Below are 24279 nucleotides of genomic sequence, written 5' to 3'. Positions count from 1 at the left end.
TATGTTGATGCCGGGCAAAAAGCCCAGGCAGGTGCTGTTAAATTATTTTAGATCCTTGTATACTGCGGCATTGTCCTGTGCCTCGGGCTTGATAACCATACCGTCTTTTAAACTGCCTGCACCATCCGTAACAATGGTATCGCCGGCTTTAAGACCATCAGTAACTACATAATACTGGCCTGCAGTAAGATCCATCACGCTTACCTCGGTATTCTTAACTGCCCCTTTGCCGTCAACTACATAAACAAAATGTTTTCCCTGCAATTCGTAGGCGGCTTTTTGAGGAATCAGCACGGCATCTTTAATTGTTTGGGGGATTTGTATCGTGGCGCTTCCGCCGCTGCGGATCAGACCAATAGGGTTAGGAAATGTTGCCCTGTAACTTGCCGACCCGGTTTCGGTGTTAATTAAACCGCTGATGGTTTCAACCTTACCTTTTTCTGTATAAGTACTTCCATCGGGCAATACCAGTGAAACAGGCGGCGTATTCGCCAGTTTTTCGTTCATGGTTTTCCCCTTCACAGTTCTTGAAAAATCAAGCAGCTGCTTTTCGTTCAGCGCGAAGTAAGCATATACCTTACCGATATTTGATACCGTTGTTAAAGGCTGCGCCGTTGAGCCGGTGATAAGGCTCCCTAATTTATAAGGGATGGCCCCTACCACGCCATCAACCGGGCTGGTTATTATGGTATAGCCTAAATTGGTTTTGGCATTGGCTAAACTGGCTTTTGCCTGGGCAAGGGCTGCTTTACGGGCCTTTAAAGTATACTCGGCCGATTCAAGCTCATAGTGGCTGATGATGTCTTTTTCAACCAGCGGTTTGGTTTTATTAACCTGCAGCTCAGCCGCGCTTACATCAGCTTCGGCACTGCTGATGGCAGCTGTGGCCGTATTAACGTCCTGGGCATATTGCGGCGCGCTGAGTTTGAACAGCAACTGGCCTTTTTTTACCACGCTGCCCTCGTCTATATAGATCTTATCTATGTAACCGTCAACTTTCGGACGGATATCGATATTTTGTTGCCCCTGCAAAGTGGCGGGGTATTCGCTGTTCAGTGTAGCATCATGTAAACTGATTTTAAAAACCGGGTAAGCCTGGGGCGGTTGCGGGCCGCCTGCGGCCATTGCAGCACCCTGGTTTTGACCACCGCCGCATGACGATAATAAAATTAAGGCGGCACTAAAGCCGGTTAGCAGTTGAACTGTATTTTTCATAAATATAAACTTGTAGCTATTGGAATGAATTGAAATAAAAGGCATTGTGGTACGTATTGATTATTTTGTTTAACATTTGCGTTAATCACAGGGTAAATTTTTTAGCGGAAAATCATTTTACAGATCATCTTCTTTCGTTCAACAATGAGGCGGGTGTAACTTTCATCACTCAGGTTAAACGACTTCTTATAGATCGGGCTCATGATAAGCGGGTATGACATCAGCGAGAACAGGTTCAGCACAAAATGCATAGGGTTCATCTTTTCAATATTGCCTGCCGCCATTTCGGCCTCAATTTGTTCAAGGAACATACTGATATGATGCGGCTTAATCTCGTAAGCGTATTTACAGGTGTTTGAATTGATCTCGGTGATCAGGAAGGTTTCCTGGTAGGGATAGGCATTTGACTCGGTTAAAAACAGATCAATAAAGCTCTCTATTTTCTTTTTAAATGGCTGATCAGACGCCATGACAGCGTCAAGACGGGTAGTTAAAGCAAGCATAGCTTCTCTAAACACCTGTTCAATTAAGACATCCTTGGTGCGGAAATAGTAGTTTAATAAAGTGCGGCTTACCCCAGCCGCATCGGCAATATCCTGGGTATTAGCATGGAGCCGGCCTTCGGCAAAAAAAATATGTTTAGCGGTGTCCTTAATTAATTGCTCGGCACCTGTATCCCTTATTGGCATAAAACAAACGGCATTTAATCAGGCACTCTATTATGCCCGATGGCATCAATGATTGATGACAGGGCAAAATTGGCTCAATTATCGTTTTTGCAGAATGTTTGAAGGATGGTGCGATATGTCAAAAAGTCGTTTTTGCCGAAAACATTGTAATAGAATGGTAATTTTGATTGCAGGGTTGCAACGACACTTTTAATTTGCGATGAAAATCACAACAGCATCTATTATTTAATGGATCTTTGAGATTGAGCGGAGAGAACTCCTCCGGAGAGCTACGATGTGCCGACAAGTTTTCATATAACAAAAAATGTCATTTCGAACGAGCCAGCGCAGGGAAAAGCCGGGCGCGAGGAGAAATCTTATCCGCCATTCATAACTGCAGCGACGCTTGTAGAAGATTTCTCCTCACCACCGGTGCGCGATCCCCCCAAGGGCTCATTCGAAATAATAATCGTTTATTATTGAGGTATTTGGCGATATTTACTGGGACTGATACCGCATTGTTTTTTGAAGAACTTGCTGAAAAAGAACTGATCGGCGAAATTAAGATAGGCAGCAATCTGGGCTATGGTTAACGCCGGATCGTTAAGGGCAACTTTAGCTTCCAGGATCACGATCTCGTCGATAAACTCGCCTGCGGTTTTGCCGGTAATTTCTTTTACGGCTTGTGAAAGGTATTTAGGGGTGATATTGAGCATAGCAGCATAAGCCTGCACGCTTCTTTCTTCCTTAAAATGCTGCGGAAGGATTTTTAGGAACCGAAAAGTCAGCTCTTCCTTTCGTGTACCTTTTACTTCGGCTATTTTTTGTTGCTTTTGATATAGCGCACCAATCTCATAAATAAAAGCCGTAAATATGCTTAACACAACTTCACCCTGGAATGCCAGATCATTACGATTATCCATTTTACTTTCAAGGATTTTCATAATCGATATAAGCGTATCGGCCGACTCCTCATCAATAACCAGTAGAGGATTTACCTGCGATGATAAAAAATCAAAGGCTTCTACATTTTTCGTGTGGATACTGGTACCAGATAGATAAGCTGAGGTAAATATGATCGAGGTAAGCCTGCAATCCGGTGAAACATTCAAAAACTGACGAACAGTATTGGGGGCTACCATCAGGATGTTATTCTTTTTTAAATTGTACTCCAAAAGGTTCGCATTGATTGATGCCTCACCTTCATGAACAAGCATTAAAAAAAAATGATCTGACCGGAAGGGATGCAAAATAGGCACCTCAATATCCCCCGGATTAAACGACATAATATGCAGACCTTTATACTGATTGGTAATACCAAGCGGGGCAAGCATTTGCTCCATGGTATGCATCTGTACAGGCAGGATCTCTTTCGGCATAGTAAGCAATAATAACTATTATTTGCACTAATTATTACGAATAAAATCGAATTACGCGAATTCTACCAGATGGCTAATCCGTGTATTTCGATTCAATATAAATGCCCCGCTAAGGAATTCGTGTGTATCAGCTCATCGAAGGAAACGAAATCCCTTTAATTTTTCTGAACAATTCAACAGCATACAGGTCGGTCATTCCCGAAACAAAATCAAGGATGGTCTGGATCTTTGAATAATCGTCTTCCGCCTTGGTTAAAAATTGTTTGGGGATCAGTTCGATCAGTTTCTCGTGGTATTTTGAATTGTTTTTTAAATAAGCCGGAACAAACTCTTCCAATAAACCGCCCATCACCTTGTAACCCGCAACTTCCTTCTGCACTACTGAGCTATAGTTGTAGATCTTTTTTACAGATACCTTTTCAATCGCCTTCATGGCAGATCGCAACGGTTCTTCGATCGCATTCATCAACGCCGAATTAAAATCGCCATTCATGATCTCATCCTGCTTGTCATAAAACAGGTTTGAACATTGATTTACCAGGGTATTTATTGCTATTGCCCTCAAATAGCCCACTTTAGCATCTGTATCATCAAACTCTTCCAATCGCTCTTCCATCCTGGGAATAGTACATAATGGCATCAGCAATGCTTTCACTTCTTCATAGGAGAGTATTTTAAGGCGATGAGCATCTTCCAGATCAACAACGTTGTAGCAAATGTCATCCGCGGCCTCAACAAGGTATACCAATGGGTGCCTTTTGTAAACAAGTTCATTATCCTCTACCCTGATCAAACCCAAATCTTGGGCTATCTTTTCAAAATCCTGTTGTTCAGAAGTAAAGAATCCATATTTCTTTCGATGGATTATACCCTTTCTATGCCCCGCTACAGATGAACATGGATATTTTGCAATTGAAGCTATGGTTGAATAGGTTAATGCCAAACTCCCCCGGCCTTTACCGGCAAACGGATGCGTTAATAATCTTAAAGCGTTAGCATTACCTTCAAAATGAGTCAGATCTTCCCATTGCTGAGGGCTAACAGTATCTTTATAATCTTTACCGGCTCCTTCTGCAAAATAATGCGATATAGCCGATTCACCTGAGTGGCCGAAAGCAGGGTTACCCAGGTCATGAGCCAAACAAGCTGCCGCTATCATATTACCGATCTCACTGATAAGCGGATACTTTTTTTCTACATCGGAATTTTCCTTAAGCATCCTGTTAAAATGCATACGGCCCAATGAGCGCCCCACACTGGCTACCTCTAAACTGTGCGTTAGGCGATTGTGTACAAAAACGCTCCCCGGCAAAGGGAAAACCTGGGTTTTATTCTGCAACCTCCTGAATGGCGACGAAAAAATTATCCGGTCGTAATCTTTCTGAAATTCCGATCGTGCATCGATATGGTTTGCAATATATTTATCCTCGTAACCCCAGCGTTTAGCCGATAATAGTTGATCCCAGTTCATTATAGTATGATGTGTATAGGGCGGCAAAAGTAGCCATTATACCGGAAAGAAATACAGGTTAATGATTTGGTTAAAGAAAATCATATCATCGCCATTCAGGCTGGTTTTAGGTTACTTACTTCAATAATTTATCAATCAATGAAGTCGCGTTCTTCTCAAAGTCGTCACTATACCCAACAATTATATTGGCTATCTTCCCTTCCTTATCAATAAAATACAAAGTAGGAAAACCGGTTACATGATATGATTTAACGGCATCACGTCCATTTATGTAGATAGGGTATTTGATATTGTAATTTTTTTGAAATTCAACAACAGCCTTTTTACTGTCACGTTCGGTTAAACTAACTATCGCCACGTTTTGATTTTTATACTTTTCGTGAATGCTATTAAGTGGTTTAAGAGAATACATACAACCAGAACAGCCAATGAAAAAATAATCGAGCAATATAACCTTACCCTTTAACTGGCTTAATGATTTCTTGCTGCCATCTGTAGCATCTAAAACCCAATCAGGAGCTATTGTTCCTGGCGCGAGTAATGGAACTTCTACCTCTTCCTTTTTTTTATGAAACCCATTCGGAATAACCAAATCATTTGCGCTAACCTCATCCTGATCAAACTTGTAATCAAAAAAAAAGTCTCCTGCGTAAAAATTTGTAACTCCATTCCCAATGCCGGCACTTCTTGAGTACCGTTTAATGCTAATCGGTATCTCTGATGTTTTCCCGATAAATAAATGGATATAGGTATACAAGTGCTCTTTATTGACAACGGTATCACGAGTATTAACAATCAGGTGCGAACAAACTATTTTGTTTATAGCTGTATCTGCGCTCGTTGTTAATTTAGATGGCTTTCTCATTATAAAATCCTTAATCCAATTTAAATCAGTAAGAACGTTATGCACAATGACAGGCTGTAGTTCATCTATGCGATAAGAGCTGTCTGTCGGGTTTATTGTTATTAAATTTTTCCCGTTGTATAAACTTGTCAATGTTAAATTATCGGCTTTGTACAGAGTTGTTGTTTTATACAGGTAGCCTAAAGTTTTATCTTCAGGTGCATTTAATATAATATTTTCGGTTTGGTTTGTTACGGTATCGCTCGTGAAAAATTCCTTGACTCTGCTGGTAGATTGGTAGCTGAAATTTCTATGGCTCTTTAAATTATCAATAGTTTTTTGAACCAGGGCAACTTGTGCACATAAATTTCCACTGTATAAAGCAAGAATGATTAAGACGGATGCTTTAATAAATTTCCTAATGTTTGTGGGCATCATTTGTAATAGGTTTTAAGTTATCGTTATAACGCAAACCAATACAGCTTATTCTCTTAACGTTTAAATCCTTTATTTTTCAGTTTACACCACCTCAAAATGCTGCCGAAACTTCTCCTCTTCCAGATCAAGCAGGTCCAGTTGTTGCTTTACGATATCATCGCTGATGTTTTCCTTTTTGTTAAGGGTTAACAGCAGGGTGCGCTGCTGATTCATCACGTCATTTAAGATCATGCGGTAATCATGGTAAAAAGAATCAGCACGCTGTTCGCTATTTTCCTGCTCCCAATCTTTCAACAGTTCCATATCTGCGCTCAGCCTCAGTTTAAATGCCTTAACCATATCATTCCCGGTCAGATGATCTGCATATTTATCTTCAAGTATTTGCAGAGCTAACTTTGATAATTTCTTCCTTACCAGTTGCTTTTGCTGCTCCGGCGAACCTATGTAATCACGATCAGGCATATTTACAAGCTTTACCAATATTGGCAAAGTAAGCCCCTGTACAACCAGGGTAAACATGATCACTACAAATGTGATAAACAAGATAAGGTTCCGCTGAGGGAAAGCTGCCCCCGAGGGTAAAAGCTCCGGAATACTTAAGGCTGCTGCTAACGAAACTACCCCTCGCATGCCCGCCCAGCCTAATAACAATGGTCCTTTCCAGCCCGGACTTGGGTCGGCTGTGGTGATGTAACGGCTGATAAATATGGTAAATATTGTAGCTCCATAGGTGCTGGCCAAACGGGCCACTATCAATACACCTGTTATAATCAAACTATAGTTTATTGCCGGTTTAAGTCCGTCAGGACCGAGGGCTTTTATAACTACCGGAAATTCTAACCCTATCAGTATAAACACAAAACCATTTAAAACAAAAGCTACTGTTTCCCAAACATTTATACCCTGCAACCTGCTACGATAGCTTAGTATCACATGCCTTTGTGATGAAAGGAACAATCCCCCGCTTACTACAGCCAATACTCCCGAAAAGTGAAATTCTTCCGCCGCCATATACATGGCATATGGTGTAATAAACGTAAGGATAATGTCAATGTTGGCCGTAGTTGGCAGCCATCGGTGTATGGTATAAAATATCAGCGCCACAGCCAAACCAATAACAACGCCCATCACAATAACCAATACAAAACTTAAAGCGGCCTGCCCAAAAGCAAATTTACCGGTAATCACCGCTGCAAGGGCAAATCTGAATATCACTAAACTCGATGCATCGTTCATGAGGCTTTCACCCTCAACAATAGCAATAAACCGCTTGGGTACTTTGATGTTTTTAAGAATACTGCTGGCCGATACGGCGTCGGGCGGCGAAATGATCCCTCCAAGCAGGAAACCCAGCGGCAAGGTAAAACCCGCTATAAGGCTATTGGATACAAAGGCTATTAGGCAGGAAGTTAAAATAACGATCAAAAACGCGAAGCTGTAGATCACCCGGCGCCATTTCCAGAAGTCTTTCCAGGAAGTATTCCAGGCCGATTCATATAGTAGAGGAGGCAGAAAGATCACGAAGATCAGGTCGGGTTGGATTTCGATGCCTTTTAAAAAAGGAACGAAGCCAAGCGGCAGGCCAACTAAAACCAGTAATATAGGATAAGCTATTTTGATTTTTTGCGCCAGCATTACCACAAAAAGGATAACGGCTAACAGGCAGGTACATTGAAGAATAACATGATGCAGCATGTAGCTAAAATACAATTATTCGGCGAGTAAAGTTTACCGGTGCTTGTATTAAGCACATTAAGAAAATCCGAACAAATAATAGTTTTTACTGTTCTGATAACATTGAGGTAATTTTTGAATAAAAAATTGAGACTCAAAAAGATAAAATCCTAAAAAACAGCAATAAAAAATAAAAATAAAGTCATTTTATATCAAAAAAAATACAAAGTCATTTCGATAGCTTCAAAAATTTTGGTAATTTCGCAATCATGGCGTCGACGATAAAAAAAATATTCTTTGCATTATTTTTTTTCCAGCTTGCATTAGCTGTAGCCCCTGCTAACGCCGAATCAATTTTAACGCACTACAAAAAATCAGGCCGGTCTGCCGATTTAATTTCCCTAACCCATCAAAGGATTATCGGCCAAATTCAGCAGCAGGAAGTACAGGATGATTCACCTGATTCTGATGGCAACGAAGCTGCCCATACCCGTAACGTTATCCGCTTTTTACCCAGCAGGGTAAACTACTCGTCGGCATTATTACCAGGCCAACAGCTTTTACTGGCCGATGTTATATCAACAACAGCAAAACAGCACAATCAGAATAAATCCATTAAGGGCTTTTTGCCTGCATATTATAATTTCCTTTTCAGGCTCAGTCCGTTCTGATCCTTTTTCCGTCTCAAATGCCTTTCGCGGCAAACCCCTGTTTTAAACAATCAAATTTAACATTGGCTAACAGTACGTGATATGCACTGCTTTGCCTATTACCCCCATTCGGAAAAAATGAAAAGGTTAATTATTTATATGCCCTTACTGGCCATAGTTGCCGGTATATTTGTCACGGGCTGCTCTTCAAAAGCTAAAACCAGCAGCGAAACTGCTGCTTCAGATACCCTTCAGCTACCTGTGCTTACCTTAAATACACGAGATACAGTTCTTCAAAAATCATATGTTGCCGATATTCAGGCGCAAAAAAATATCGAGATCCGCTCACGTGTTCGCGGCTTCCTCGAAAAAATATTTATTGACGAAGGCAAGCAGGTTAAAAAAGGCCAGCTGCTGTTTAAACTTAACGACCAGGAATTTAAAGTAAACCTATCAAAAGCTAAAGCAGCACTAAGTAACGCCATGGCCGATGCCAAGGCAACAGAACTTGAAGTAACACGGGTTAAACTACTGGTTGACAAGAAAGTAATTTCCAAATCAGAACTTGAAGTTGCCGAATCAAAAATGAATGCCGACAAGGCAACCATTGAAGAAGCCCGGTCCATGGTGCAAAGCGCCGAAGACCAATTGGCCTATACTTACATCCGTGCGCCGTTTGATGGCATCATCGACAGGATCCCGCTTAAATCGGGCAGTTTAATTGATGAGGGCACATTGCTTACCAGCCTTTCGGACATCAGCTCGATGTATGCTTATTTCAGTTTTCCCGAAAATGAATACCTGCAATATATCCGCAAAAAAGAATCTGCACCAGGCCAAACAAGCGATAAGGTTAAGCTGGTGTTAGCCGATGGGCTTGACTTCCCCTACCAGGGCGAAATAGAAACTGTAGAAGCCGAAATTGAGCAAAAAACAGGCTCTATCAACTTCAGGGCAAAGTTTCCCAATCCGAACAAGCTGTTAAGGCATGGCGCTACCGGTAAACTTTACATCTCAACTAAAGCTGATAGCGTGATCATGGTGCCACAGCAATCGGTATTTGATATCCAGGACAAAAGTTACGTATACATAGTTGACAAGAACAATAAACTGCACATGCAGGCATTTTTGCCGCAAACCCGTTTTTCTACCTATTACATTGTAAAAGACGGCTTGAAGGCTGGCGACAGGATCTTGTTTCAGGGAGCACAGAACGTACGCGACGGTATGATCATAAAACCACGGAAAATGGCAAAAGATTCATTACTGGCAATGAAGTAATCAATTGCCCATGTTTCCATTTCCTGCCGCGTAAACGCGCGGCACAGGTTTATTGTACACTTACCCTAACAAACTATGTTCGAAACTTTTATAAAGCGGCCAGTGCTGTCGCTTGTTATCTCATTGATAATTACCATGCTGGGTGTGCTGGCTTTGATAACACTGCCCGTTACACAATTCCCGGATATCGTGCCACCATCGGTAACTGTTACCGCTAATTACACCGGCGCCAATGCTGAGGTGTGTGCCAAAGCCGTGGCTACTCCGCTAGAGCGCGCTATCAACGGCGTTCCGGGCATGACCTACATGTCTACCGTTTGTAGTAACGACGGTTTGACAGTAATCCAGATCTATTTTAACGTGGGTATTGATCCCGACCAGGCTGCGGTGAACGTTCAAAACCGGGTAGCCACCATTATTGACGAAATGCCGGAAGAGGTTATTAAAGCCGGAGTTACTACAGAGAAAGAAGTAAACAGTATGCTGATGTACCTGAACATCATGAGCCAGGACACCAGCATGGACGAAAAGTTCATTTATAACTTCACGGATATCAACGTTTTACAGGAACTTAAGCGAATTGATGGTGTAGGCAGGGCCGAGATCATGGGCGCTAAAGAATACTCCATGCGTGTATGGCTTAAGCCCGACAGGATGATGGCCTACAAGGTATCAACCGATGAGGTAATAGATGCTATCCGTGCGCAAAACGTTGAAGCTGCACCGGGTAAAACCGGCCAAAGCTCGGATAAAACCCCGCAGATGCTGCAGTATGTATTGCGCTATCCGGGTAAATTTTTTGAACCTAAGCAATACGAAAACATTGTGATCCGCGCCGAAGAAGATGGCTCGGTATTAAGATTGAAAGAAATTGCTGATGTTGAATTTGGGTCGTTAACCTACAGTATGGTATCCAATACTGATGGCAAGCCTTCGGCATCAGTCATGATAAAACAACGTCCCGGCTCAAACGCCCGCGACGTTATCAATAACATCAAAACTCGCATGGCCGAGCTTAAAGAAAGCTCGTTCCCGGCCGGGATGACCTTTAACGTAAACTATGACGTATCCCGCTTTCTGGATGCATCTATACATGAAGTATTACGTACGCTGGTTGAGGCTTTCATATTGGTTTTCATTGTAGTATTTATTTTTTTACAGGATTTCCGGTCAACGTTGATCCCTGCTTTAGCAGTACCTGTGGCCCTTATTGGTTCACTGGCTTTTATGCAGACGCTGGGCTTCTCCATTAACCTGCTTACATTATTTGCATTAGTGTTAGCTATAGGTATCGTGGTGGATAACGCGATTGTTGTTGTGGAAGCCGTACACGTAAAGATGACCGAAAACCACATGAACGCCATGGATGCCACGATTAGCGCTATGCGCGAGATCAGCGGGGCAATTGTGGCCATTACCTTGGTAATGTCGGCTGTGTTTGTTCCGGTGGCCTTCATGTCGGGACCGGTTGGTGTGTTTTACCGGCAGTTTTCGCTTACGCTGGCTATCTCCATTGTGATATCGGGTGTAAACGCATTAACGCTTACTCCTGCCCTTTGTGCTATTATGCTCAAGCACAATCACGCACCCAAAAAGAAAAGCCTGATGCAGCGTTTTTTTGGTGGCTTTAATGATAAATACAATAGGTTACAAGGGAAGTATTCCACTTTCATGACCTATCTGTCGCCTCGTAAGGGAATTACCTTGATGCTACTGGCAGGCTTCTTCATACTAACCTGGGGTACCAGTGCTATTTTGCCAACGGGTTTTATCCCTACGGAAGATCAGGGTATGCTTTACGTAAACGTAACCACACCTGCCGGCGCAACGGTTGAACGTACCGAACAGGTTTTGAAAGAGATTGAAGCCAAAACCAAATCGATGAAATCTATCGAATCAGTTTCAACCCTTTCGGGCTATAGTTTGGTGAATGAGATAGCCGGTGCCTCATACGGTATGGCCATGATCAACCTTAAGCCATGGGACGAACGCAGTGAATCATTGGATGATATCATTGCCGAGTTGACTGCCAAAACAAAGAATATCGGCGACGCCTCTATCCAGTTCTTCCCGCCACCTACTGTTCCTGGTTTTGGTAATGCCAGCGGTTTCGAGATCCGGGTACTTGACCGAAGTGGCCAGGGTGATTTACAAAAGGCTGCCGATGTTACCAAAAACTTTGTCGATGCGCTTAATGCTTCGCCAGAGATTGCGGGGGCATTTACCAGTTTCGACCCTAACTTTCCGCAGTATATGATCTCTGTTGACCAACAAACGGCGGCGCAAAAGGGTATTACTGTTGATAAGGCCATGTCGACCCTGCAAACACTGATGGGTAGTTTTTATGCTTCCAATTTTATAAGGTTCGGGCAAATGTATAAGGTGATGGTACAAGCCTCGCCCGAATACAGGTCGCGACCGGAAGATGTTTTAAACCTGCAGGTTAAGAATGATAAAGGCGAAATGGTGCCATTTTCTACGTTCATAAAAATGGAGAAAGTATTTGGCCCAGAGCAGCTTACCCGTTACAATATGTACACATCGGCCATGGTAACCGGTGATGCTGATAAAGGTTTCAGTAGCGGCGACGCGATTAAAGCCATTGAACGGATAGCTGCCGAAAAACTACCGAAAGGTTACGCCTTTGAATGGTCGGGTATGACGCGTGAGCAGATCCTGTCAGGCAACCAGGCTATTTATATTTTTGTGATCTGTTTAATATTCGTTTACCTGTTACTGGCTGCCCAGTATGAGAGCTTTTTGCTGCCGCTTCCGGTTATCCTATCATTACCTACCGGTATTTTCGGCGCATTCTTCTTTTTGAAGATAACCGGGCTCGAAAATAACATCTACGCCCAGGTAGCCCTGGTAATGCTAATTGGCTTGCTGGGTAAAAACGCCATCCTGATAGTTGAGTTTGCTATCCAAAGGCAAAAAGAAGGACTTACCGTTTTAAAAGCAGCTATTGAAGGCGCGGTTTCCCGTTTGCGGCCGATATTGATGACTTCCCTGGCGTTCATAGCCGGTTTGATCCCGCTTTGCGTGGCCAGCGGTGCGGGTGCCATGGGTAACCGCTCTATCGGTACGGCCGCTGCCGGAGGGATGCTGATGGGCACCATTTTCGGCTTGATCCTTATCCCTGGCTTATATGTCATCTTCGCCGGTTTAGCCGAACGGAATAAAAAGAACAAGTCGACCACAGAAGTAACTCATCATGAGCTCGATATCGTCAACAATTAATTAAGACCTGCAATGCTAAAAAAAGCAAATTTCTATATACTTAATACGGCACTTTTGATGGTGATCATGGCCGGCTGTAAAAGCTATAAACCGGTCACGGGCCAGGAAGTGACCGCCAATCTGCCGTCAACATTTAATAATAGTACCGATACCGCAACGGTTGCCAGTTTGCCTATCGGTCAGTTTTTTGCCGATCAAAGGCTCGTTAACCTTATCGACACAGCCCTAAAAGCGAATCCCGATTTGTTAAGCGCCCTACAAAGGGTTGAGGCCGCACGTGCCAACTTGAGGTTCAATGCATCAAAGCTTTTGCCTACCATTAATCTCGCTGCCAATGCCGGCGTTGAAAAATATGGCGATTACACGCAAAACGGTGTAGGTAATTATGATACCAATTTTTCAAATAACATCAATAGCGATCAACATATCCCCAACCCGGTGCCTAACTATTTCCTGGGTTTTCAAAGCTCGTGGGAGGTTGACCTTTGGGGTAAGCTGAATAACCAGAAAAAGGCGGCCTTTGCCCGCTTCCTGGCCAGTCAAAGCGGTTATCGCCTGGTAACAACCGCGCTTACAGCTCAAATTGCAGGACTGTACTACCAACTGCTTGCTTACGATACAGAAATGGGGATCATCAAAAAGAACATCAAGCTTCAGGAGCATGCGTTGGAGATCGTGAAAATTCAAAAGCTTGGCGGTCGTGCTACAGAGTTGGCTGTTCAGCAGTTTGAAGCACAGTTAGCCCGTACCAAAGGTTTGGAGTATACCACACGTCAGCAGATTACCGAGACTGAAAACCAGCTTCGTTTTTTAACCGGAAGCTATTCGGGCACCGTAACACGGGATACCTCTATCATGAAAACAAAACTTCCGGTAGTTATAGGTACAGGTGTTCCATCTCAAATGTTATTGAACCGCCCTGATATCCGCAGCGCCGAGCTGGAACTTACCGCCATGAACGCCGATATTAAAGCAGCAAGAGCTAACTTTTTCCCTACCTTAACTTTAACTCCATATGTTGGCTATAATAGTTTCAGGGCAAACCTGTTGTTTGATCCTGCTTCGTTTACGTATGGTATTTTAGGAGGTATCACCGCCCCTATCTTTAACCGCAAAGCTATCAAAGCCGAATATGAGCGGACCATTGCCGAACAGAAAATAGCGGTTTACAATTATCAAAAAAGTATCCTGTCAGGATTTCAGGAAGTGAAAAACAACCTGAGCGGGATAGAGAATTTCAACCGCGCTTTTGAGTTTAAACAGCAGGAGTTACAATCACTAAATAACGCCCTGTCTGTTGCCAACGATCTGTACCTTGTTGGGCGGGCTAATTACCTTGAAATAATAACAGCACAACGCAGCGTACTTGATGCCGAACTTGAACTGGCCGGTATTAAACGTAATATATTTTTAAGCTCGGTTAACTTATACCAGGCTGTAGGTGGCGGCTGGAGATAATAAAGACTTGACTTTAACAAAAATGGGTACTTATAACGGGTACCCATTTTTGTTATGTTGATTTCTGAAGCTTTTAAAAGCGTGGGAATGTGCGATTCCCGGTGTAGGGAGGGGGTTTCAGCAAGATGCCGGATCGTTGCCAAGTCGTATAAACCCCTCCCGCCACCGTACATCCTGCCGCACCCCTCCCAAGGGAGGGAATTAGGCTTCCACTTCACACCCGTCACAAATCCGTTACACAAATCAAATTACACCGCAACAATATTAACCAGTAGTATAAATTGCTTAATATAGTAGCTTTCGATGCTTGCCAAAGGAAGCATCAATTGACTGACTTATTACTTAAACAATTAACACAAATGATCAAACTTTTAAAGCATGCATTGATTGCCCCATCAATTGCTGCACTGGCTTTTAACGCCGCTGCCCAAACCGGCGCGCAACCCAGGCTCATTGAAAAAGTCACCCGCAAGGGAACTGAGCTGGTGATCCCTTATGAAAAGTATGTATTACCTAACGGCTTAACCGTTATTTTGGCCGAAGACCACTCCGACCCACTTGTTCACGTTGACATTACTTATCACGTAGGTTCGGCGCGCGAGGAGATCGGCAAATCAGGCTTCGCACATTTTTTTGAGCACATGATGTTCCAGGGATCGGACCATGTAGCCAATGGCGACCATTTCAAGATCATCACAGAAGCCGGCGGTACGCTAAACGGATCAACTAACCGCGACCGCACCAATTACTATGAAACAGTACCCGCTAATCAACTCGAAAAAATGTTGTGGCTGGAATCAGACCGAATGGGTTTCCTGCTTGATGCTGTTACACAACAAAAATTCGAGGTTCAGCGTGCAACTGTAAAAAACGAACGCGGGCAGAATTATGATAACCGTCCGTACGGTTTAGTTGGTCAGTATGCTTCTAAAACACTTTACCCATACGGTCACCCCTATTCATGGCTCACCATCGGCTATATCGAGGAGTTGAACAAAGTAGGTGTTAACGATCTTAAAAACTTTTTCCTGAGATGGTATGGCCCTAACAACGCCACGCTTACCATTGGCGGAGACCTTAACGCTAAACAAACATTAGCCTGGGTAAGCAAATATTTCGGCAGCATCCCAAGAGGCCCAATGGTAAAAAACATGTCGTTACCGGCACCGGTATTAAAAGCCGACAGGTATGTATCCTATACTGATAACTACGCCAAATTCCCATTATTGTCTGTGAGCTATCCTGGCGTTAAAATCTACGACAAGGATATGTCGCCGCTTGATGCTTTATCAGCCATTATTGGCCAGGGCCGTAACTCTATATTTTATAAAAACTTTGTAAAAACCCGCAAGGCGGCGCAGGCTACCATGAGTTCGTCAAATACCGAACTAGCCGGCGAGATCAGCATGCGGGTTATTCCATTCCCTGGTCAAACTTTAGCTGAGGCAAAAAAATTGGTAGATGAATCGTTGACCGAGTTTGAGAAAAAAGGTGTGAGCGATGATGACCTGGCCCGTTTTAAAGCCACTGCCGAAGCCGATTATATCAACAGCTTATCGAGCGTAAGCGGTAAAGTATCCGAACTGGCGCAGGCGCAAACCTTTACCGGTAACCCTAACCAGATCGGCCGTGAACTGGCAGCCATCCGCGCGGTTACTAAAGAGGATGTTATGCGCGTTTATAACCAATACATTAAAGGCAAACCTGCAGTTATATTAAGTGTGCTGCCTAAAGGCGGTAACCTGCAGCCGGTTGCACCCGATAACTTTACTATTGACACAACAGGTTACAAAGCACCTGATTATGGTTACAATGGTTTAACTTATCATAAACCTAAAGATAGTTTCGACCGTGCTGTAAAACCTGGTGTAGGCCCTAATCCAGCTATTAAAGTACCAGTTATTTGGTCTGCAAATACGCCAAATGGTATCAATATCATCGGTACCCAAAATAACGAGATCCCATCGGTATCTATGTCGATATCCATTAAAGGTGGCGGCTTGTTTGCCATCAATGATCCGTCAAAGGCGGGTTTGGCAGGCATTGTGGGGCGCATGATGAATGAAGAAACGCAGAAGTACACTGCCGAGGACTTTAACTCCGAGCTGGACAAACTGGGCAGCAGCATCACTTTCTACGCCAGTTTAGATCAGATTAGCGCCGAAGTATCGTCGCTCACCAAAAACCTGGGCAAAACCATGTCACTGCTCGAAGAAAGGCTATATCATCCTAAATTCACCCAGGATGCACTTGACAGGATCAAGAAACAAACGTTGGAAGGTTTTAAACAAGCTAAAACCCAACCCGCAGGCGTAGCCAGCACAGTTTACAACAAAATCCTTTACGGTACCGATAATGTGCGCACTTACGCTGCCGGCGGCAATGAAGAAACTGTTGCGGCTATAACTTTACAGGACGTTCAGGATTATTACGATAAAATCTTTTCACCGTCATTAACTAAAATTGTTGTGGTGGGCGATGTTAGCGAGACATCTGCAAAAAAGGCGCTTGCTTTCTTAAACACCTGGAAAGATAAAAAGATAACCGTGCCTGCCCCGGTTGAAGGCAAAACGTTTGATAAAACAACCTTGTACCTCGTTGACATCCCGGGCGCCGCACAATCCGAAATCCGTATTGGTTATCTCGACAAACTTAACTACGACCCTACAGGTGATTATTACAAACTGAATATCGCCAACTACATTTTGGGCGGCGCATTCAATAGTCATATTAACCTTAACCTTAGAGAGAAAAAAGGCTGGACTTATGGTGCACGCTCATCATTCAGTTCAGGCAGATATGGCGGCGATTTTACCGCGTCGGCAGGGGTGCTGGCAACCGCAACCGATAGCTCGGTGGTTGAGTTCATGAAGGAGATCACCAATTACCAAAAAACAGGTATTACGCCGGATGAATTAAAGTTCACGCAAACCTCTATTGGTCAAAGCGATGCCCGTCGTTATGAAACCAACGCGCAAAAAGCAGCGTTTTTATCACGCATCCAGGAGTATGATCTTAAACCTACTTTTGTTGATGAGCAAAACAAGATCTTATCAACCATCACTCCTGCCGAAATTAACAGCCTGGCTTCAAAATACCTCAACCCCGAAAACATGATCATCCTGGTTGTTGGCGATAAGGCCAGGATTTATCCTGGTTTGCAAAAATTGGGGTATCCTATTGTTGAACTTGATGCTGATGGCAAGCCAAAGCAATAAGTTAACGTAACAGCAAGTAAATAAGAGCCTTTATGCCGGCAACAGCATAAAGGCTTTTTGCATTGAAAATCAAAATGTTAAACAAAATATTTGGGGCCGAAAATTCTATTCACAATGCAATTCTGCAACTGAAAAGTTACTATTCAAAACCCATTTATTAACATTGATTTAACTTAAATTGAACACATAAAGTTCAATTTTGAATTAAGTTTTTATCGGCACAAAAGGTGCTGTTTCGTTGGGTTCAGGTTTTATTTCTGCCAGAAAGATAAATGAGTATTGTAAAGGGAATTTTTGGGCAAAAGAATAACACTACCGCTTCAGCAGAAAATGTTGATCTGGATGTTCTCTTCAAAGAATATTACGACAGGCTGGTATACTTCTCGCTCCAACTGATAAAAGATAAAGACCAGGCCGAAGATCTTGTGCAGGACGCTTTCATTAAATACTGGAACCAGCGCGAAAGTGTAATGCAGGATAAGATCGCCATAAAAAACTTTCTGTACAGTACGGTCCGCAACGCAAGCTTAAATACCATCAGACACAGTAAAGTTGTTGAAGCATACATTCAGTATCAAGGCAATAAAGAACCGGAAGAAGCGCCGGTAATTGAAGCCATCATCACGGCCGAAGCTGTAGCCGAAATTCACGCCGCATTATATTCCCTACCCGAAAGCCACCGCACCATATCTATAATGGGCTATTTTGATGGTAAAAAGAACCAGGAAATTGCCGATGAACTGGATATGTCTGTAAATACCGTCAAAAAACAAAAGCAACGCGCCCTTGAACTGATGCGAGTAAAACTTTCGCCCGAAATGTTTACTGCTTTTATAGCGCTTGGTTTAAGCTTTTTTAAGCGGTAATCTTCCTCCTGCTGCTATATTAACCTCCCTCTTCTTTAACACGAGGCACCTACGGAGCCAAAATATATCTCTGATTTTGTCTACAAACACGTTACTCCTACGGAGTTTGGAAAAACTACGTGTCTCGTCCTAAAAAAGTTTATCGACTTTGAGATAATACTGTTGTGTATTTACAGTATGTATACAAAACTCCGTAGGAGTAACGTGTTTGTAGACATAATGCACAACGTTTCGGTTCCGTAGGTGCCTCGTATTTGCGCTTTATTTCAAACGCAATTTTCCATCACTCAAAAAAAAATTAAAAAATATGCACCTGCCTTTATCCACTTTCAAAATGAAGGTGTCTTTATGTACGAAAAGGAAAAATGAATAATTACGACCCATACTTTGACCTGGGCCAGCTGATCGCAAAATATATGCGAAACGAACTGAGCGAACAGGAAAAACTCCAGCTTGACCAATGGCTCCAGGCTGACGCCAGCAATCAGGAATTATTCAAAAAGTTAACCGACGAACACCAGCTCAATAATGAACTGGAAACCTTTTCGGCAACTAATAAAGCCAAAGCATGGCAAAATATCGCCAAAGGCACAGGGTTTAAACGTAAAAGCAGCAACTTACGATGGATAGGATACGCAGCCGCTGTTATTTTGCTGGCCGCATTAACCATTACTCTAAACAAACGCCGCCCTTCAGATCAGCCGCAAAATCTCGTCAATCAGTATAAGGATATCCCGCCGGGAACAAACAAAGCAGTGCTTACGCTTGCTGATGGCTCAACTATAGTTTTGGACAGCGCCAAACACGGCCAAATTGCAAGTCAGCAACATGCAGTAATTAAAGAAGATGAAAACGGCAAGGTAGTTTATGAAGCTACTGATAATGCCCAAAGCCTAACAGCCCCCGCTCCTGCCGAAGCCATTGCTATGAATATGCTGGCTACCCCACGCGGCGGCCAATACCAGATTGTTTTGCCCGATGGTACAAAAGTCTGGTTAAACGCGGCATCATCAATAAAATATCCAACTGCCTTTACCGGCAACGAACGCAGGGTTGAGCTTACCGGCGAAGCTTATTTTGAGGTAAGCAAAGACCCTTCAAAACCATTCAATGTAAAAACCGCAAGCCAAACAGTTACTGTTTTGGGCACACATTTCAACATAAACAGCTACACCGACGAAGGTGCAACTAAAACCACCCTGCTTGAGGGCAGTGTGCGGGTTACCAATAATGCCGGCCAGTCGGTTAAAATAAAACCCGGTGAACAGGCCATCAATATATCAAACAGCATCAATATCACTGAGAATGCCAATGTTGACGAAGCAGTGGACTGGAAAAACGGAAAATTTGTTTTCAGCAATACCGATCTGCAAACCATTATGCGCCAGCTGTCCCGCTGGTATGATGTAGATGTGGAATACCAGGGCAAAACAGCACAAAAACATTACATGGGGCGTATATCGCGCAATGTACCTGTATCACAAATATTTGAAATTCTAAAAACAAGTGGCTTAAACTTCACAATTAACGGGAGGAAGATTATAGTAAAATCATAACAAGATCCAATATGCAGTAAACGGCAAGGCCGGTTTACCAAATTTGGCCCATAAAAAAACCGAAAGTGTTGCAACCACTTCCGGCTATATTTTCGGGCGAACATAATCCAAATCATATCGACTAAATACTTTTTAAACTAATCAACCCAAAACAAAAATATGGATTTTTCTACATTTCCTGTGCCTGTACACAACGATGGCCGGGTAAATAAATTCAAAAACGCCACCAAAGGTTTTTTCCGGATAAGCCCGGATACAAAAAGAAAATTTATTATGCGGATTAAGCTTATCGCCGTCCTGTTATTTGCAGTTTGCATGCATCTCAGCGCTAAAAGTTTCAGCCAAAACATCACTTTAGCCGAAAAGAACAGCAGTCTCCAAACAGTACTAAACAAAATTGAGCAGCAAAGCGGTTACGACATTTTTATGCAAACCGAACTGCTTGCAGGCAGCAACAAGGTATCGTTAAATGTAAAAAACGAAGCCTTAACAAAAGTGCTTGACAGGGTGTTTAAAGGCCAGCCTGTTACTTATGCTATTGTAGGCCATACTATTGTAGTAAAAGAAAAAAACACACAGGCATCTGCAAACTCAGCAAACGCGCCAGCCTCCTTGTACACCGGTAAAGTTATTGACGCAACTACTAAAGAACCACTTATCGGCGCTTCAGTTGGTGTTAAAGGTGGCGGCAAAGCTACCTCAACCAGCCTGAACGGTACTTTCAAATTAAACCTTGAAAATGGTGATGGCACTGTGTTGGTTATTTCATACATCGGTTATATCACCAAAGAAATTACGCTTTCGGGCACTAACAATCTTGGTGAAATTGAGCTTAAATCAAGCGCAAGCTCAATGCACGAAGTTGTAGTAACCGGCGACGTAGCTATTGACCGTAAAACACCTGTTGCTGTAACAACCTTAAATCAGCGTTTTATTGAAGAAAAACTGGGCAACCAGGATATTCCGCAATTATTGAGCGTTGTACCGGGTGTAATGGCCACCCAGGGTGATGGCGGCTATGGCGATTCGCGCATAAACATCCGCGGTTTCAACAGCGGATCAAAAAAAGGTAACGTTGCTTTAACCATTAACGGCATCCCTGTTAATGACATGGAGAATGGTTCATTGTACTGGTCGGATTTTTCGGGCCTTACTGATGTTACTACTTCATTACAATTACAACGCGGCTTAGGTGCGTCAAAAATCATTGTGCCTTCTTTTGGTGGTACCATCAACATCACTACCCGCGGTACCGAGACCGAAAAAGGTGGCTATATTTCGCAGGGCATCGGTAGCGATGGCTATGAAAAAACAGCCGTTCTGTTATCAACCGGCCTGGATAAAAATGGCTGGGCAGCAACCTTCCAGGGCAGCAGGACTCAAGGTCGTGGTAATGCCGATGGCTTAAACTTTTTAGGTTATAACTACTTCTTTAACATATCAAAACAGCTTACACCAAACCAAACATTATCGCTTTCGGTAATGGGTGCTAACCAAACGCACGGCCAAAGGCCGGATGAGCTGATCTCCGACTGGCAAAACGCACCTCAAGGCATCCGCTGGAACTATGAGCTGGGTGTTAAGGATGGCAAACAGATCAATCCTTATAACAACAACTTCAGCAAGCCATTATTCTCTTTAAACCATGAGTGGAATATCAATGGCAGCTCAAGCTTATCAACTGTATTTTACGCAACTTACGGTACAGGTGGTGGTGGCGGCATCCAGGGCGAAGCGCCAAGGATAAGCAACCTTTATTCGCCATATGACTATACGGCAGCCGAAAAAGCAAACTTTGCTAATCCGGATGGTTCTGCAAGCACTTACTTCTACTCATCACATAATGACCATACCTGGTATGGCGTAAGAAGTACCTACCGTACCGAGTTAAGCAAATCAATCAACCTATCGGCTGGTGTCGACTTAAGATCATACAAAGGCACTCACTATAAAACAGTAACCGATTTATTAGGTGCCGATTATGTTTACGATCCGTTTACTTCGGCCAGTAACCTTGGCAGCCGTTCGGGCGATATCAACAACCCTGAGCATCGTGCTATTGTTGGCGATAAAATTGGTTATTATAACAAAGACAACGTAATATCGGGCGGCGCGTTTGCTCAGGCCGAATATTCAAAAGATGATTTCTCGGCCTTTGTAACCGTTACAGGAACCGGTACCGGCAACAAACGTACCGACTATTATAACTACCTGAACAGCGATCCGAACCAAACCAGCAAATACGTAAACTTCTTTAACTACCAGGCTAAAGGCGGTGCAAACTACAACATCAATGATGCCATGAACGTGTTTGCCAACGTAGGTTACATGACCAAACCGCCTTACTTTGACAACATATTCCAAAAGTTCACCAACAATATCAACCCAAGTTCAGTATCTGAAAAACTGTTGAGCTATGAGCTGGGTTATGGCCTTAAACTGGCGCACTTCAGTGCTAAATTAAACGCCTACAGAACTCAATATAACGACGAATCATTTGCTACCGCTTACTTTGATCAGGCTACCAACCAGCTTTATACAGTGAACGTTGCCGGTGTTGACGAATTGCACCAGGGCCTTGAACTTGAAATGAAATTAAAGCCTATTAAAGAGATCACTTTAAACGGCATGTTATCATACGGCGACTGGCATTACACCAATGATGCAGGCCCGTCTACCGTTTATAACTCGCAACAGCAGGCTGTAAAAACAGTTAACAAAGTTTACCTGAAAGATATTAAAGTGGGCGATGCTGCACAAACTACAGCGGCTTTAGGTGCTGATATAGATGTATTGCCCGATCTGACTATCGGCGGTAATTACTTTTACTATGGCAACTACTATTCAGACTTCAACTTTGCAAATGCGGGGCAGCCGAATATGCACCCATACAAATTGCCGAACTACTCTATCTGGAACCTTAACGGTGTGTTCAGGTTTAAAATTGCAGGTTTAAATGCTGTATTAATTGGCAACGTAAACAACCTGCTTAACACCAAATATATAGCCGACTCGTATGACGCTAACCTAACCGGCAATGCAGCCAGCACATTGGTTTACTACGGCTTAGGCAGAACGTTTGTAACCAGTTTAAAAATTAAATTTTAATAAAACTTTTAAGTAATTAAAATGAAAAAGATATTTTATTTATTAGCCTTTACAGCTTTGTTTTTTACGGCATGTCAAAAACAGCCTGTAATCCCTGATTCGGCTCCTAAACATACCCCGGCACTTACGCTAACACTATTGCCTGCCGATTATAAATTACTGGATGCAACTATCTACGCATCAACAAGCAATAACTTTGCTTCGGATGCCGACGCCAAGCTATATGTACCGCAGATCTTAGCTGCAAAATACCCGCGGGTTGATGACAAATCAACAGCCGACGTAACGTTTGCTATAGGTACGCCAAAAATCACCTTAGCAGATAGCGTTTATAAAGATGTTGCCTATACCCTCACCAATGCCGATTATTTACTGTTACCAGGCAACAAGTATACCGATTTTAGTGCTGCGCAGATATTGTCATGGTTGCCTTACGGCCCTAAAACACAAAACCCGGTGCCAAATCAACTGGCGGTATTAACATTTAACTATTACTCGGGCACTACAACGGTACAAACATTTTCATACCTGTACCTGAATGGCGCATGGCAGCAAATTTATATGCTTACTCCGGCTCAATATGCTTCGGTAGGCAGGTCAAGCTACAACCAGTTCACCTCTGCCGATGATGCCAGCCTTACAGCTTATATCAATGGGATATTAAAGGCTGATATAGCGCTTATGGCAACTGCCAAAACCGGCGACGTTAAATATGTGAGCTTTAATTATTACAGTGCAAGCAAGGTTACAAGCCAAAGGGTCATTGCACTTGCGTTTGATGGCAACAACTGGATTACCGGTTCAACAGCCGAAACGTTATCGTTTGAAAGGAATAACAGCAAATGGCTGCTTAACAGCGCTATCAGCTATACTTTGGTTAAAGATGACTATACCTATATCGGTACGCAAACTACAGCCGGCACCGCTGCTGCAAGGGCTAACGTTGCGCAATACCCTGATTTTAACATTAGTGCCGCTACTGACGCTACTTTCTGGAGCGATGCTGATCTGAACGCCGCCCTTAGCGCTGTGTTAGTTGAAAAATATAAGGCCACAGCTAACCCGGGCCAGAAATATATTGTGACCTATACGGTTTACAGTTTCGGAAAAACTTCCAATACTTCTAAAACGTTCACTTACAACGGCAACGACTTTGTAATTGCGCAATAATCTTACACGCAGGAGCATGTGAATTGCATGCTCCTGTGTTCTG

Annotated in this window: 15 protein-coding genes; 9 read left to right on the top strand and 6 right to left on the bottom strand. The window is 43.1% G+C overall.

Annotated elements, in window-relative coordinates:
- Positions 1–42: 42 nt before the first annotated feature.
- From AC59JO_RS19655 to AC59JO_RS19630, 6 genes are all read right to left on the bottom strand, one after another.
- Complete coding sequence (locus tag AC59JO_RS19655) at positions 43–1215, bottom strand: efflux RND transporter periplasmic adaptor subunit (protein WP_497307345.1); 1173 nt, start codon at positions 1213–1215, stop codon at positions 43–45.
- Positions 1216–1316: 101 nt separating this feature from the next.
- On the bottom strand, positions 1317–1904 hold the full coding sequence (locus tag AC59JO_RS19650; RefSeq protein ID WP_413667584.1) for a TetR/AcrR family transcriptional regulator: 588 nt from the start codon (positions 1902–1904) through the stop codon (positions 1317–1319).
- Between the two features lie 455 nt (positions 1905–2359).
- Positions 2360–3262, bottom strand: a complete 903-nt coding sequence (locus tag AC59JO_RS19645) for a helix-turn-helix domain-containing protein (protein WP_413667583.1) — start codon at positions 3260–3262, stop codon at positions 2360–2362.
- A gap of 127 nt (positions 3263–3389) precedes the next feature.
- Complete coding sequence (locus AC59JO_RS19640; protein ID WP_497307342.1) at positions 3390–4733, bottom strand: deoxyguanosinetriphosphate triphosphohydrolase; 1344 nt, start codon at positions 4731–4733, stop codon at positions 3390–3392.
- A gap of 115 nt (positions 4734–4848) precedes the next feature.
- On the bottom strand, positions 4849–6015 hold the full coding sequence (locus AC59JO_RS19635) for a peroxiredoxin family protein (RefSeq protein WP_497307340.1): 1167 nt from the start codon (positions 6013–6015) through the stop codon (positions 4849–4851).
- An 81-nt stretch (positions 6016–6096) separates the two neighbouring features.
- A complete protein-coding gene (locus AC59JO_RS19630; RefSeq protein ID WP_497307338.1) occupies positions 6097–7710 on the bottom strand; it encodes a Na+/H+ antiporter in 1614 nt (537 codons plus the stop codon).
- Positions 7711–7958: 248 nt separating this feature from the next.
- Between AC59JO_RS19630 and AC59JO_RS19625 the strand changes: the two genes are divergently transcribed.
- From AC59JO_RS19625 to AC59JO_RS19585, 9 genes are all read left to right on the top strand, one after another.
- Positions 7959–8360, top strand: a complete 402-nt coding sequence (locus tag AC59JO_RS19625) for a hypothetical protein (RefSeq protein WP_413667578.1) — start codon at positions 7959–7961, stop codon at positions 8358–8360.
- A 117-nt stretch (positions 8361–8477) separates the two neighbouring features.
- Positions 8478–9620, top strand: a complete 1143-nt coding sequence (locus tag AC59JO_RS19620; protein WP_413667577.1) for an efflux RND transporter periplasmic adaptor subunit — start codon at positions 8478–8480, stop codon at positions 9618–9620.
- A gap of 75 nt (positions 9621–9695) precedes the next feature.
- Positions 9696–12860 (top strand): efflux RND transporter permease subunit, encoded by a 3165-nt coding sequence (locus AC59JO_RS19615; RefSeq protein WP_497307335.1) that lies wholly within the window; start codon positions 9696–9698, stop codon positions 12858–12860.
- A 12-nt stretch (positions 12861–12872) separates the two neighbouring features.
- Positions 12873–14318, top strand: coding sequence for a TolC family protein (locus AC59JO_RS19610; RefSeq protein ID WP_497307333.1), 1446 nt, complete (start codon positions 12873–12875; stop codon positions 14316–14318).
- A gap of 359 nt (positions 14319–14677) precedes the next feature.
- Positions 14678–17536: a M16 family metallopeptidase gene (locus tag AC59JO_RS19605; protein WP_497307331.1), complete on the top strand. Its 2859-nt coding sequence runs from the start codon at positions 14678–14680 to the stop codon at positions 17534–17536.
- 272 nt (positions 17537–17808) lie between these two features.
- Entirely contained in the window at positions 17809–18402 is a 594-nt protein-coding gene (locus AC59JO_RS19600; RefSeq protein WP_497307329.1) for an RNA polymerase sigma-70 factor, read from the top strand.
- 365 nt (positions 18403–18767) lie between these two features.
- Complete coding sequence (locus AC59JO_RS19595; RefSeq protein ID WP_497307327.1) at positions 18768–19958, top strand: FecR family protein; 1191 nt, start codon at positions 18768–18770, stop codon at positions 19956–19958.
- 159 nt (positions 19959–20117) lie between these two features.
- Complete coding sequence (locus AC59JO_RS19590; protein ID WP_413667571.1) at positions 20118–23066, top strand: TonB-dependent receptor domain-containing protein; 2949 nt, start codon at positions 20118–20120, stop codon at positions 23064–23066.
- 21 nt (positions 23067–23087) lie between these two features.
- Entirely contained in the window at positions 23088–24236 is a 1149-nt protein-coding gene (locus AC59JO_RS19585) for a hypothetical protein (protein ID WP_413667570.1), read from the top strand.
- Positions 24237–24279 lie beyond the last annotated feature (43 nt).

The organism is Mucilaginibacter sp. A5337 (genome assembly GCF_059690695.1).
The sequence above is the reverse complement of the archived record's forward strand: the minus strand, read 5'-3'. Positions and strand labels throughout refer to the sequence as shown.

What these genes read in the sequence shown, in the direction of transcription:
- AC59JO_RS19610 (WP_497307333.1), top strand. Translation starts at nt 12,873, where the DNA reads ATGCTAAAAAAAGCAAATTTCTATATACTTAATACGGCACTTTTGATG.
- AC59JO_RS19635 (WP_497307340.1), bottom strand. Translation starts at nt 6,015, where the DNA reads ATGATGCCCACAAACATTAGGAAATTTATTAAAGCATCCGTCTTAATC.
- AC59JO_RS19640 (WP_497307342.1), bottom strand. Translation starts at nt 4,733, where the DNA reads ATGAACTGGGATCAACTATTATCGGCTAAACGCTGGGGTTACGAGGAT.
- AC59JO_RS19645 (WP_413667583.1), bottom strand. Translation starts at nt 3,262, where the DNA reads ATGCCGAAAGAGATCCTGCCTGTACAGATGCATACCATGGAGCAAATG.
- AC59JO_RS19650 (WP_413667584.1), bottom strand. Translation starts at nt 1,904, where the DNA reads ATGCCAATAAGGGATACAGGTGCCGAGCAATTAATTAAGGACACCGCT.
- AC59JO_RS19600 (WP_497307329.1), top strand. Translation starts at nt 17,809, where the DNA reads ATGAGTATTGTAAAGGGAATTTTTGGGCAAAAGAATAACACTACCGCT.
- AC59JO_RS19590 (WP_413667571.1), top strand. Translation starts at nt 20,118, where the DNA reads ATGGATTTTTCTACATTTCCTGTGCCTGTACACAACGATGGCCGGGTA.
- AC59JO_RS19630 (WP_497307338.1), bottom strand. Translation starts at nt 7,710, where the DNA reads ATGCTGCATCATGTTATTCTTCAATGTACCTGCCTGTTAGCCGTTATC.
- AC59JO_RS19620 (WP_413667577.1), top strand. Translation starts at nt 8,478, where the DNA reads ATGAAAAGGTTAATTATTTATATGCCCTTACTGGCCATAGTTGCCGGT.
- AC59JO_RS19625 (WP_413667578.1), top strand. Translation starts at nt 7,959, where the DNA reads ATGGCGTCGACGATAAAAAAAATATTCTTTGCATTATTTTTTTTCCAG.
- AC59JO_RS19615 (WP_497307335.1), top strand. Translation starts at nt 9,696, where the DNA reads ATGTTCGAAACTTTTATAAAGCGGCCAGTGCTGTCGCTTGTTATCTCA.
- AC59JO_RS19595 (WP_497307327.1), top strand. Translation starts at nt 18,768, where the DNA reads ATGAATAATTACGACCCATACTTTGACCTGGGCCAGCTGATCGCAAAA.
- AC59JO_RS19655 (WP_497307345.1), bottom strand. Translation starts at nt 1,215, where the DNA reads ATGAAAAATACAGTTCAACTGCTAACCGGCTTTAGTGCCGCCTTAATT.
- AC59JO_RS19605 (WP_497307331.1), top strand. Translation starts at nt 14,678, where the DNA reads ATGATCAAACTTTTAAAGCATGCATTGATTGCCCCATCAATTGCTGCA.
- AC59JO_RS19585 (WP_413667570.1), top strand. Translation starts at nt 23,088, where the DNA reads ATGAAAAAGATATTTTATTTATTAGCCTTTACAGCTTTGTTTTTTACG.